Origin of the sequence: Bosea vestrisii, assembly GCF_030144325.1 — a bacterium.
GTDB classification, from domain to species: domain Bacteria; phylum Pseudomonadota; class Alphaproteobacteria; order Rhizobiales; family Beijerinckiaceae; genus Allobosea; species Allobosea vestrisii_A.
In genome coordinates, this window is the sequence record NZ_CP126307.1 from 5,780,390 (window position 1) to 5,792,713 (window position 12,324).

At 64.4% G+C, this 12,324-nt stretch carries 12 protein-coding genes; 9 read left to right on the forward strand and 3 right to left on the reverse strand.

Annotated features, from left to right (window positions below):
• Positions 1-88: 88 nt before the first annotated feature.
• The 6 genes from QO058_RS28570 to QO058_RS28595 all read left to right on the forward strand — a co-directional run bounded on the left by QO058_RS28570 (position 89) and on the right by QO058_RS28595 (position 6,250).
• Positions 89-1,105, forward strand: coding sequence for an amino acid ABC transporter substrate-binding protein (locus QO058_RS28570; protein WP_284173055.1), 1,017 nt, complete (start codon positions 89-91; stop codon positions 1,103-1,105).
• A 151-nt stretch (positions 1,106-1,256) separates the two neighbouring features.
• Positions 1,257-2,279: an amino acid ABC transporter substrate-binding protein gene (locus QO058_RS28575; protein WP_284169625.1), complete on the forward strand. Its 1,023-nt coding sequence runs from the start codon at positions 1,257-1,259 to the stop codon at positions 2,277-2,279.
• Between the two features lie 143 nt (positions 2,280-2,422).
• The gene (locus QO058_RS28580; protein WP_284169626.1) at positions 2,423-3,613 is read left to right on the forward strand and encodes an amino acid ABC transporter permease; all 1,191 of its coding nucleotides are present in this window, start codon (positions 2,423-2,425) and stop codon (positions 3,611-3,613) included.
• Positions 3,614-3,623: 10 nt separating this feature from the next.
• On the forward strand, positions 3,624-5,003 hold the full coding sequence (locus QO058_RS28585; RefSeq protein WP_284169627.1) for an amino acid ABC transporter permease: 1,380 nt from the start codon (positions 3,624-3,626) through the stop codon (positions 5,001-5,003).
• A 17-nt stretch (positions 5,004-5,020) separates the two neighbouring features.
• On the forward strand, positions 5,021-5,809 hold the full coding sequence (locus tag QO058_RS28590; RefSeq protein ID WP_432212085.1) for an amino acid ABC transporter ATP-binding protein: 789 nt from the start codon (positions 5,021-5,023) through the stop codon (positions 5,807-5,809).
• Positions 5,810-5,968: 159 nt separating this feature from the next.
• Entirely contained in the window at positions 5,969-6,250 is a 282-nt protein-coding gene (locus QO058_RS28595; RefSeq protein ID WP_284169628.1) for a hypothetical protein, read from the forward strand.
• Positions 6,251-6,317: 67 nt separating this feature from the next.
• Here QO058_RS28595 and QO058_RS28600 read toward each other — a convergent pair whose 3' ends face one another.
• Positions 6,318-7,481, reverse strand: coding sequence for a glycerophosphodiester phosphodiesterase (locus QO058_RS28600; protein ID WP_284169629.1), 1,164 nt, complete (start codon positions 7,479-7,481; stop codon positions 6,318-6,320).
• A 181-nt stretch (positions 7,482-7,662) separates the two neighbouring features.
• A complete protein-coding gene (locus QO058_RS28605) occupies positions 7,663-7,800 on the reverse strand; it encodes a hypothetical protein (RefSeq protein ID WP_164547439.1) in 138 nt (45 codons plus the stop codon).
• Between the two features lie 155 nt (positions 7,801-7,955).
• Between QO058_RS28605 and QO058_RS28610 the strand changes: the two genes are divergently transcribed.
• From QO058_RS28610 to guaA, 3 genes are all read left to right on the forward strand, one after another.
• Positions 7,956-9,260, forward strand: coding sequence for an RsmB/NOP family class I SAM-dependent RNA methyltransferase (locus QO058_RS28610; RefSeq protein ID WP_284169630.1), 1,305 nt, complete (start codon positions 7,956-7,958; stop codon positions 9,258-9,260).
• A 125-nt stretch (positions 9,261-9,385) separates the two neighbouring features.
• Positions 9,386-9,694 (forward strand): putative quinol monooxygenase, encoded by a 309-nt coding sequence (locus QO058_RS28615; RefSeq protein ID WP_284169631.1) that lies wholly within the window; start codon positions 9,386-9,388, stop codon positions 9,692-9,694.
• 74 nt (positions 9,695-9,768) lie between these two features.
• Positions 9,769-11,361: a glutamine-hydrolyzing GMP synthase gene (guaA, locus tag QO058_RS28620; protein WP_284169632.1), complete on the forward strand. Its 1,593-nt coding sequence runs from the start codon at positions 9,769-9,771 to the stop codon at positions 11,359-11,361.
• Between the two features lie 22 nt (positions 11,362-11,383).
• Here the strand turns inward: guaA and purU are convergent, their stop codons facing one another.
• The gene (gene purU / locus QO058_RS28625; RefSeq protein WP_284169633.1) at positions 11,384-12,247 is read right to left on the reverse strand and encodes a formyltetrahydrofolate deformylase; all 864 of its coding nucleotides are present in this window, start codon (positions 12,245-12,247) and stop codon (positions 11,384-11,386) included.
• Positions 12,248-12,324: the final 77 nt, after the last annotated feature.

The following is a 12,324-nucleotide window of genomic DNA, read 5'->3' on the forward strand; positions in this document are numbered from 1 at the left end:
AGTGGCTTGCCGGGCCACGCTTGGTCCGGGGTTTGCCAACGTATCGAGAATGGGATGAACCCGTTCCGCCGGACAGGGGAAGTATATGATCAGAGCGATCAGCGTGGCGCTGCTCGTCGTCGCCGCTGCCTTTGGCGTCGCTAGTGCCCAGGCGCAACAGACCCTCGCTCAGGTCAAGAGCCGCGGGGTCCTGAACTGCGGGTCCAATACCGGCCTGATCGGCTTTGGCGCGCCCGATGCGCAGGGTAACTGGAACGGCCTCGACGTCGAATATTGCCGCGCCATCGCTGCGACGATCTTCAATGACCCCGCCAAGGTGAAGTTCATTCCGCTGTCGGCCAATGACCGCTTCAAGGCGCTTCTGGCGGGCGACGTCGATGTGCTCGTGCGCAATTCGACCTGGACCATCACGAACGACACGCCGCCCGGCCTGCTCTTCACCAACGTCAACTACTATGACGGCCAGGGCCTGATGGTGCGCAGGAAGCTCGGGGTCATGTCGGCGATGCAGCTTGCCGGCGCGTCGATCTGCGTGCAGCGGGGCACGACGACCGAGCTCAACGTGGTCGACTACTTCAAGACCAACAATTTGAGGCATACGATCGTTGCCTTCGACACCGGCCCGGAAACGCTCAAGGCCTATGATGCCGGTCGCTGTGACGCTTTCACCACGGACGCCTCGTCCCTCTATTCCGAGCGCCTGAAGCTGACGGCGCCGGACGATCACATGGTCCTCGTGGAGATCATCTCGAAGGAGCCGCTCGGCCCTTTGACCCGCGACAACGACTCGCAATGGTTCAAGCTGATCCGGTGGGTTCATTTCGCCATGCTGAACGCCGAGGAGCTCGGCGTGACCAAGGCCAATGTCGACCAGATGCGGGGATCGGCCAATCCCGAGATCAGGCGCCTGCTCGGCGTCGACGGCCGGTTCGGCGAGGGGCTCGGCCTGACGGCCGATTGGGCCTACCGGATCGTCAAGCATGTCGGCAATTACGGCGAGAGCTTCGAGCGCACCGTTGGCAGCCGCTCTGTGCTGAGGATGTCGCGCGGTCAGAATGCGCTCTGGACCAAGGGTGGATTGCAATACGCGCCGCCGATCCGCTGAGCTTCTGTTAGTGTCTGCGCCTTGGGAATGGTGCGATCGTTTCGTCAGGGAGAGAAAAGAGGAGAAAGCGGCCGGCGGGGACTGGCCTGGAGCTTGCTAGCAAACTGAGAGCGGGGAGAACTCGTTCCACCAGACAGGGGACAGAACAATCATGATCCGAGTCATTGGCGCGGCGCTTATCGCCGTTTCCGCTGCCATGTGCGCGAGCGGAGCACTAGCCCAGTCGCCTACTCTGGCGCAGGTCAAGAATCGCGGCATTCTGCACTGCGGTTCCGGCACCGGTCTCGCCGGTTTCGGTATCCCTGATCAGCAGGGCAATTGGAGCGGCATGGACGTGGACGTCTGCCGCGCCGTCGCCTCGGCGATCTTCAACGATCCGAACAAGGTCAAGTTCATTCCGCTCTCGGCCAAGGACCGCTTCACCTCGCTGCAGTCGGGTGAGGTCGACCTCCTGTCGCGCACCACGACCTGGACGATCTCGCGCGACACCGCGCTCGGACTGAACTTCGCCGGCGTCAACTACTATGATGGCCAGGGCTTCATGGTGCGCAAGAAGCTCGGCGTCGATTCCGTGTTGAAGCTCGCCGGCGCCTCGATCTGCACCCAACAGGGCACAACGACGGAACTCAACCTCGCGGACTACTTCCGCAGCAACAAGATCAAGTACGAGGTCGTCGCCTTCGCCTCCAACCAGGAGACGGTCAAGGCCTATGAGGCAGGCCGCTGCGACGCCTTCACCACCGACGCTTCGGGCCTTTATGCTGAGCGTCTGACACTCTCGAATCCCGACGATCACATGGTGTTGCCGGAGATCATCTCGAAGGAACCACTCGGTCCCGTCGTGCGCCATGGCGACGATGTCTGGCTCGACATCGTCAAATGGTCGCTGTTTGCCATGGTCAATGCCGAGGAGCTGGGCATCACCAAGGCGAATGCCGACGAAATGCTCAAATCCGACAACCCGGAGATCAAGCGTTTCGTCGGGACCGAAGGCAAGTTCGGCGAGCCGATGGGGCTGACCAATGATTGGGCCTATCGGATCGTCAAGCACGTCGGCAATTACGGCGAGAGCTTCGAGCGCAATGTCGGCTCGGGCTCGCTGCTCAAGATTGCGCGTGGCCAGAACGCGCTCTGGAGCAAGGGCGGGCTGCAATACGCGCCGCCGATCCGATGAGAACTACCCATGCGCGGCGCTCGTCGCGCATGGGTCCTTAAAGCTGTCTTGTTCCGGCGAACCGGATAAGAATGCGGGCTGGCGGTGATGCGAATGGATCACCGCCGGACCCTCGGTCGCTAGCACTCAAAGGGGCGTCAGACGTGTCCACTCCTTCTGCCGACGTCAAGCCAGGCAAAGCCTCGCTGCTCTACGACCCGACGATCCGGGGCTATTTCTACCAGATCCTGCTACTTGCCGTGGTCGGCTTCGTGATCTGGTCTGCGGCGTCGAACGCGATTGAAAATCTGCGGGCACAGAAGATCGCCTCCGGTTTCGGCTTCTGGCACAACGCGGCCGGCTTCGACGTCAACCAGAAGCTGATCCCCTTCAGCGCATCGGGCAGCACCTATGGCCAGGCTTTCTGGGTCGGCCTGCTCAATACGCTGCTGGTTGCCTCTATCGGCATCGTGCTCGCGACTTTTCTCGGGTTCTTTGTCGGCGTCGCCAGGCTGTCGAGCAACTGGATCGTCTCCAAGATCGCGATGATCTATGTCGAGGTCATCCGCAACGTGCCGCTGCTGCTGCAGCTGTTCTTCTGGTACAATGCGGTGCTGAAGCCGCTGCCCAATCCGCGCCAGTCGATCGAGCTTCCGGCCGGTTTCCTGCTCAACAATCGCGGCCTCTATGTGCCCGATCCGCAGTTCGGCCCCGGCGGCAACCTGATCATCTGGGCGCTGCTGATCGGCCTCGTGGCCACCTTTGTTTTCCGCTCCTGGGCGCGCAAGCAGCAGGCGGCGACCGGCAAGCAGTATCCGATCGGCCTTGTTGCCTTCGGTCTGATCATCGTCCTGCCGCTGCTGGTCTATTTCGCCACCGGCCGGCCGATCACCTTCGTCTATCCGGAACTTGCCGGCTTCAACCTGCGCGGTGGCATCCAGATTTTCCCGGAATTCGTCGCGCTGTTGGTCGGCCTGACGACCTACACCGCCGGCTTCATCGCCGAGGTGGTCCGCGCCGGCATCCTCGCCGTCTCGAAGGGGCAGACCGAGGCGGCCAACGCGCTCGGCTTGCGTGCCGGGCCGACGCTTAAGCTTGTCGTCATCCCGCAAGCGATGCGCGTGATCATTCCGCCGCTGACCTCGAACTACCTCAACCTGACCAAGAACTCCTCGCTCGCGGTCGCGATCGGCTATCCCGATCTGGTCCAGGTCTTCACCGGCACGGTGCTGAACCAGACCGGCCAGGCAGTCGAAGTCGTCGCCATAACCATGGCGGTCTATCTGACCATCTCGCTGGTAACGTCGTTTTTCATGAACATCTACAACAAGCGCATGGCGCTGGTGGAACGGTGAGGGCGCCCCAATGACCGACGCAACCACCGAAATGGCTCCCTACGCCTTCGTCCGCAGGGAAACGCTGGAGCAGCAACCGGCACCGCTCTCCGTCGCCGGGCCGCTCGCCTGGATCAGAGCCCATCTGCTCTCCAGCCCGCTCAACATCGCGCTGACGCTGGTCTGCCTCTACCTTGTCGTCGATTCGGTGCCGGGGCTGATCCGCTTCTACTTCCTCGACGCGGTCTGGACCGGCACCAGCCGCGATGCCTGCCTCGCGGACAAGGTCGGCCGGCCGGTCGGCGCCTGCTGGGCCTATATTGCGGATCGCTTCCAGTACTTCATCTATGGCTCCTATCCGATCAACCAGCGCTGGCGGGTGAATATCGTCTTCGTCATGTTCGCGCTCGGCGTGGCTTGGCTGCTCTGGACGAACGCGCCGAAAAAGAAGCTCGGCATCTTCTTCTTCTTCGTGCTGTTACCGATCTCGGCCTATGTGTTGCTGCTCGGCGGCCCCGGTGCCGAGCGCTTTCTCGGCTTCTGCCTGACAGTCACGCTGGCGCTCGCGGCGCTCTATGTCGTGCTCTCCTTCGTGCCGCAGCTTGTCCGCTTCTACATCGGCGAGGCGGCGGTCGGTGTGGTTCAGGCGTTGCCGATCTGGAAGCGCTTCTTCGGACCGAAACAGCTCGTCCTGTTCGCCCTCGCGATCTTCGTCTTCCTGAGCCTGCTGGCGAATAGCCCCGGTCTGCCCAGGGTCGATACCGGCCTTTGGGGCGGCATGACGGTGACCTTCCTGATAGCGGCGGTCGGCATCGTCTTTTCGCTGCCGCTCGGGGTCGTCCTGGCGCTGGGGCGGCGCTCCAGGCTACCGATCATCCAGTTGCTCTCGGTGATCTTCATCGAGTTCGTCCGCGGCGTGCCGCTGATCACGGTGCTGTTCATGGCCAACACCATGCTGCCGCTCTTCGTGCCGCAGGAGTATTCGCCGGATCGGCTGCTGCGGCCGCTGGTCGGCGTCGCGCTCTTTGCCGCCGCCTATATGGCGGAGGTGGTGCGCGGCGGCCTCCAGGCCATGCCCAAGGGCCAGTACGAGGGCGCGATGTCGCTCGGCCTCGGCTACTGGAGCATGATGCGTCTGATCATCTTGCCGCAGGCGCTGCGCATCGTGATCCCGGGCATCGTCAACACCTTCATCGGGCTGTTCAAGGATACGACGCTGGTCACCATCGTCGGCATCTTCGACTTCCTGCGTACCATCGAGGCCACCCTGGTCGATCCGACCTGGGCGACGCCGACGACCCGCGCGACGGGCTATGCTTTCGCCGCGGTTTTCTATTTCCTGTGTTGCTGGGGCATGTCGCGCTACTCGATTGCGGTCGAGAAGCGGCTCGCCGCCGGCCAGAAGCGTTGAGGGGACCAATCATGGCTATGGCAGAAACCACCAGCGCGCGCCCGACGGCGCTGAAGCAGACCGCGCTCAACACCGCGACGGCCGTCAAGATGATCGCCGTCAACAAGTGGTACGGCGAGTTCCACGTGTTGCGCGATATCAATCTCAAGGTCGAGCGCGGCGAGAAGCTGGTCATTTGCGGCCCGTCCGGTTCCGGCAAATCGACGATGATCCGCTGCATCAACCGGCTGGAGGAGCATCAGAAGGGCCAGATCATCGTCGACGGCACCGAGTTGACCAATGACCTCAAGAAGATCGATGAGATTCGCCGCGATGTCGGCATGGTCTTCCAGCACTTCAACCTGTTCCCGCATCTGACGATCCTGGAGAACCTGACGCTGGCGCCGATCTGGGTTCGCAAGATGCCCAAGAAGGATGCCGAGGAGATAGCGATGCACTATCTCAAGCGCGTCAAGATCCCCGAGCAGGCGTTGAAGTACCCGGGTCAGCTCTCCGGCGGCCAGCAGCAGCGCGTTGCCATCGCCCGGTCCCTGTGCATGAGCCCGAAGATCATGCTGTTCGACGAGCCGACCTCGGCGCTCGACCCGGAAATGGTCAAGGAGGTGCTCGACACCATGGTCTCGCTCGCTGACGAGGGCATGACCATGCTCTGCGTCACCCACGAGATGGGCTTTGCCCGCCAGGTCGCCGACCGGGTGATCTTCATGGACGCCGGCCAGATCGTCGAGATGAACGAGCCGAACGAGTTCTTCAAGAATCCGCAGCACGAGCGCACCAAGCTCTTCCTCAGCCAGATCCTGCACTGATCTCTGGCAGCCCGCTGCTTGCTACTGCGACGGCGCCCTCACGGGCGCCGTTTGCATGTCGGCTGCCTCGATCGTGACGGCCCTGTCGGCTCCTCGATCGGCTTTTCGGAACTTTTCTCGGTGATTGCGGTTGTTTCCCTCGAAATCGGAGGAAACACCATGAAGCTCATTCTCACGACTGTCGTCGCCGGATTGCTGCTTGGCAGCGCCGGTGCCTATGCCCAGTCGATCAATCTCGGCCCGGGTGGAGTTAGCGTCGATACGCGCTCGCCGCGTGATCGCGCGATCGACCGGGATATCCGCCGCGAGGACCGGATGCGCGAGCGTGATCGCTGGGAGCGTCGCCGGGCCTATCGCGCCGAGCGCGATTGCCGGACCGTGACCCAGGTCCGCGAGACCCCGCGCGGAGAGGTGCGTCGCACGACGCGTGTCTGTGACTGAGTGTGAGTTGAGTTAGGTAAGGCGAGACCGCCGCACCCAGTCAGGTGCGGCGGTCTTGCGTTGTGGACTACTTGGCGTTACGCGCCTTCACAGCCGCATCGGGGAAGTCTGAGAACAGACCGTCGATGCCGAGCGCCAGATAGGCCTTGTACTCCGCGGCCGGATCGCCCTTGAAGTCCGAGGCGAGGCGCTTGGGCTCGCTGCGGAAGGTCCAGGTGTGGACGAAGAGCCCGACAGCGTGGGCGTTCTTCACCACGTCGGTCGGCGGCAGCAGCACGCGGTCGCGCTCGTCGATCGTCCCGTCGCCGTTGAGATCGCGCGGCTTGCCGTCGTCGCCGAGCACCTGCTTGGCCGGCATCAGATAGGGCTTCCAGGGACCGACGCCGTCGGCATAGGTCCTGATCTCCTTCAGACCCTCGGCGGTGACGAGGTCCTTGAAGGTGCGTTTGTCACCAGTGACGGCGAAGTCGTAGGGCTTGTCGAACGGCGCGGCGAGCACGATGCCGCCGTCCTTGTCGACATCGTCGGCGTCGACGAGCTGGATCAGGCGCAGCTGTGTCTTGCCGCGCAGATATTTGAGATTGGCCGTCTCGAAGCTCTGGATGAACACCGGCGAGGTCTTCTCGGTCCAGCCGGCCGCCTTGAGCTGATCGAGCAGCTTGTCCTCGATCGCAAGGCCCATCGCCGAGTGATAGGTCGAGTGCTTGATCTCCGGATAGATGCCGATCGTACGGCCGGTCCGGGTGCTCTCGGCTTTGGCGAGGTCGATCACCTGCTGCAGCGTCGGGATCTCGTACTTGCCGTTATGCGACTGGTCGCGGTCGGCGAAGGCCTGCTTGGCCCGCAGCGTCTTGATCTCGGCGAGGGTGAAGTCGGAGGCGAACCAGTCGGTGGTGTCGACGCCGTCGATCTTGCGCGTCAGCTTGCGCGCGGCGAATTCCGGCCGGGTCGCGACGTCGGTGGTGCCGGACATCATCGGCTCGTGGCGGACAACGAGATGGCCGTCCTTCGTCGAGACGAGGTCCGGTTCGATGAAATCAGCGCCTTGCTCGATCGCGAGCTTGTAGCCTTCGATCGTGTGCTCGGGCAGGTAGCCGCTGGCGCCACGATGGCCGACGATCAACGCCGGCTTGCCGTCCAGCGTCGGGGCCGGGCTCTGCGCCAGGGCCGGGGCGGCCAGCGCGAGGACAAAGGTCGCCAGCATCGTGGCCGGCTGCAACAGGGGCTTCATCTCGTCCGATCCTCGTGTCCTGTGGAAGGTCGCGAAACTGCTCGGTCGATATGACAGGCCGGTGAAAGCCCGTTTGCCTATTCGCAATGCCGGAATTTGTCGCCGCCGGCACCGCGAAGGTGCGTGTCAGATCTGTCGAGCGCTTACTCGCCTGATGGCTGCGAGCGCTCGGACAGGAAGCTCAGCGGCGGCCTTCCAGCGTGGTCTTGGCGTCGAGGCGCTTGGACGGCGGCGGCGTGGTGTCGACCGGCTGGGTGGCGCAGGCGGCCAGCGACAGGCAGAACAGTCCGGCGAGCGCGAGGCGGGCGAAGGTCGTCATTTCAGGATCCCCAGGCGATTGGCGTTGCGGAAGGAGTTGTATCGTCTTGCGCCCTGTGGGACGAGGGCGTCAAGGGTCCATTCGCGCTTCGGAATCGTTCCAGATCGCGTCTGGTCCAAACGCATGACCAAGAGCAATCACAGGAACCGCCGGACATGACTCCTGCCGCCCGCATCAGCGCCGCCATCGAGGTTCTGGCGGACCTGATCGAGCGCCGGCGCCCGGCGGCCGATGCGCTGAAGGATTGGGGTCTGTCGCGTCGCTTTGCCGGTTCGAAGGACCGCGCCGCGGTCGCCTCGCTGGTCTATGACGCGCTGCGCCGCCGGGCTTCTTCCACCCACGCACTCAGCGAGGAAACGCCCCGCGCGCTCGTCCTTGGCATGCTGGTCAGCCAGCGTGGCATGGCGGTAGAGGAGATTTCGGAGCTCTTCAACGGGCAAAATCACGCTCCGGCTCCGCTGACCGAGTTCGAGGTCGCGGGGCTCGTCGCCTTCGATCTCAATGCGGCGCCCGGCTGGGTGCGCGCCGATGTGCCGGACTGGCTCTGGCCCTCCTTCATGGCCGGCTTTGGCGACGATGCGGTCGCAGAAGGACAGGCACTGGCGGGCAGGGCTCCGGCCGATATCCGCACCAACCGGCTGAAGACAGATCGCGCTCGGCTGCGCGCAACGCTGAGCCATCTCCAGCCGGAGCCCGGGGCTTGGTCGCCCGACGCCTTGCGTTTCCTGTCCGGGCCCGATGGCCGTGGCCCCTCGCTGCAGAGCGAGCCGAGCTTCTTCAATGGCGAGTTCGAGATCCAGGACGAGGGCTCGCAGCTCGTGACCCTGCTCGCCGGCGCGCAACCCGCGATGACGGTCGTCGACCTTTGCGCCGGCGCAGGCGGCAAGACGCTGGCGCTGGCCGCGATCCTGAACGGCAAGGGACGCATCTTCGCTACGGACCTCGACAGCCGCCGGCTGGCACCGCTGCATGACCGGGTCGCTCGCTCGGGCGCAGGCAATGTCGAGGTGCGCGTGCCCAAGAGCCGCGGTCATGATGCGCTTGCCGACCTCGCGGGCTCTGTCGATCTGGTACTCGTTGATGCGCCCTGTACCGGCTCCGGCACCTGGCGGCGCAACCCCGATGCGAAATGGCGGGTGCGTCCCGGAGCTTTGGCCGAGCGTATCAAGGAGCAGGCGCAGGTGCTCGATCGCGCCGCCAGTCTGGTCAAGCCGGGCGGGCGCATCGCCTACATCACCTGCTCGATGCTGCCTGAGGAGAACGACGTCGCGGTCGACGCCTTCCTGGCGCGGCATGCTGGCTTCGCGCCGGTCGCGACACGCTCCCTGCTCGATACCGGCGAAGTCGATTTCGGCCTGCTCGCTCGCTTCGCCACGCGTTTTGGCCTGCAGCTCTCGCCGCGCCGGACAGGGACGGACGGGTTCTATCTGGCGGCGCTTGCTCGCCACGATCCGGCTTGAATTGGCTGCCGCTGGCGAACGGGCGGTATCAGTCTTGTCCGTAAGGGACGGATTTGTGCGTTCTTGCGCTCGGCCGCCTGCGCCGACATCTGCTGCCCGTACATCCCGGGGCAAAGGTGCCGACCATGAGCAAGACCGAAGAGACCTTCATTTCCATCGCCGTGTTGAAAGCGAAGCCCGGCCAGCGCGAGCAACTGCGCCAAAACCTGCTGGCGTTGATCGAGCCGACGCGAGCCGAGCCGGGCTGCCTCGACTATGTGCTGTTCGAGCTGCGCGACGAACCTGGCACTTTCTACATGCGCGAGGCGTTCACCAGCCCGGCCGCGCTCGAGGTTCACAAGGCGACGCCGCATTTCCAGGCATTCGCAGCGACGGCCGGCGATTTGCTGGCCGAGCCGCTGCGGCTGGTCGCGCTCGACCGCGTCTCCTCCTGAGCTGCCTGGCGATGCCGACCTGATCCGCTCTCAGCGCCGTTGCGTGCTCGCGCGCGATGGCGTAACCGGGCGCGATGAGCGCCCAGCCCCAAAACTCCGTGCCCCAAGATTCCGTGCCGCACGACTCCATCCTGATCATCGACTTCGGCAGTCAGGTGACGCAGCTGATCGCGCGCCGCGTGCGCGAGATCGGCGTCTATTGCGAGATCGCGCCGTTCCAGTCGGCCTCCGAGGCCTTCCAGCGCCTGAAGCCGAAAGGCGTGATCTTTTCGGGCGGTCCGGCCTCGGTGCCGGATGAAGGCTCGCCGCGGGCGCCGCAGGAGGTGTTCTCCTCCGGCCTGCCGGTGCTCGGCATCTGCTATGGCCAGCAGACCATGGCCCATCAGCTCGGCGGCAAGGTCGAGGGCGGCCACGCCGCTGAATTCGGTCGCGCCGATGTCGAGATCGTCACGCCGTCGGCCTTGTTCGAAGGAATCTGGGAGGAGGGCGCGCGCTATCCGGTCTGGATGAGCCATGGCGACCGCGTCACCCAGCTCCCGGCCGGTTTTTCGGTCAAGGCGACCTCCGAGAACGCGCCCTATGCGGTGGCGAGCGACGAGGGCCGGCGCTTCTATTCGACCATGTTCCACCCCGAGGTCGTGCACACCCCGGACGGGGCGAAGCTGCTGCGCAATTTCGTCGTGACGATCTGCGGCTGCACGCCGGACTGGTCGATGTCGGCCTACCGGGCCGAGACCATCGCCAAGATACGCGCCCAGGTCGGCAGCGGCCGGGTGATCTGCGGCCTCTCCGGCGGCGTCGATTCGGCGGTTGCGGCCGTGCTGATCCACGAGGCGATCGGCGACCAGCTGACCTGCGTCTTCGTCGACCATGGCCTGATGCGCATGAACGAGGCGGAGGAGGTCGTCCGCCTGTTCCGCGACCACTACAACATCCCGCTGGTCCATGTTGAGGCCGAAGAGCTTTTCCTCTCCGAGCTCGCCAAATGCGGCGCCGATCCGGAAGCCAAGCGCAAGACCATCGGCCGGCTCTTCATCGACGTCTTCGACGCCGAGGCCGCCAAACTGGGCGGCGCCGATTTCCTCGCCCAGGGCACGCTCTATCCCGACGTGATCGAGAGTGTATCCTTCTCTGGCGGGCCTTCGGTGACGATCAAGAGCCACCACAATGTCGGCGGCCTGCCCGAGCGCATGAAGATGAAGCTCGTCGAGCCGCTGCGCGAATTGTTCAAGGACGAGGTCAGGGTGCTCGGCCGCGAGCTCGGCCTGCCCGAGGCCTTCGTCGGTCGCCATCCCTTCCCGGGGCCGGGCCTCGCCATCCGCTGCCCCGGCGAGATCACCAGGGAGAAGCTCGATATCCTGCGCAAGGCCGACGCGATCTATCTCGAGGAAATCCGCAAGGCCGGCCTCTACGACGTGATCTGGCAGGCCTTCGCCGTGCTGCTGCCGGTGCGCACCGTCGGTGTGATGGGCGACTACCGCACCTACGACCATGTCTGCGCCCTGCGCGCCGTGACCTCGGTCGACGGCATGACGGCAGATTTCTACCCCTACGACATGGCTTTCCTCGGCCGCACCGCGACCCGCATCATCAACGAGGTCAAGGGCATCAACCGGGTCGTCTACGACGTCACCTCAAAGCCCCCCGGCACGATCGAGTGGGAGTAGGGCTTTAGCGTAGCTTGAGTGCTCAATCGGTGAAGACCACGGTCTTCTTGCCGTTTAGCACGACGCGATCTTCGAGATGCTGGCGCACGGCCCGCGCCAGCACGCGCCGCTCGATGTCGCGGCCCTTGCGGACGAGATCGTCCGGTGTGTCGCGATGGCTGATGCGCTCGACGTCCTGCTCGATGATCGGGCCCTCGTCGAGGTCGGGCGTGACGTAGTGCGCGGTCGCGCCGATCAGCTTCACGCCGCGCTCATGCGCCTGATGATAGGGCTTGGCGCCCTTGAAGCCGGGCAGGAACGAGTGGTGGATATTGATGCAGCGGCCGAGTAGCTTGGCCGAGAACCCGTCCGACAGAATCTGCATGTAGCGGGCGAGCACGACGAGGTCGGTCTTGGTCTCCTGCACCAGCCGCCAGAGCTCCGCCTCCTGCTCCATCTTGGTCTGGCGCGTCACCGGCAGATGATGGAACGGCAGATCGCCGAGATCGGTCGAATTCAGGCTGTCGCGGCCGTGATTGGAGACGATCGCCGAGATCTCCATCGGCAATTCGCCGATGCGCCAGCGATAGAGCAGATCGGCCAGGCAATGGTCGAATTTCGAGACCAGCAGCATGACCCGCTTGTTCGCTTGGCGCTCGCGCAGCGTGAACTCCATGCCGAAGCGTTTCGCCAGGTCGCCGACCGAGGCGGCGATGGCGGTGTGAGGCTGGCTCTCCTCCAGCCGGTTGAAGACGACGCGCATGAAGAAGCGGCCGGTTTCGATGTCGTCGAATTGCTGTGCGTCGAGGATGTTGCATCCGGCCTCGAACAGCAGGGTCGAGACGGCGGCGACGATGCCGGGACGGTCGGGGCAGGACAGTGTCAGAATCGCGGTGCGGTCGAGCATGGCTGATGCCGCTGTTGAGGCGGCCCTTCGCTGGGAGAGATGGGGTGATGTCGGGAGGCGGCGCGCAACGCGCTGCG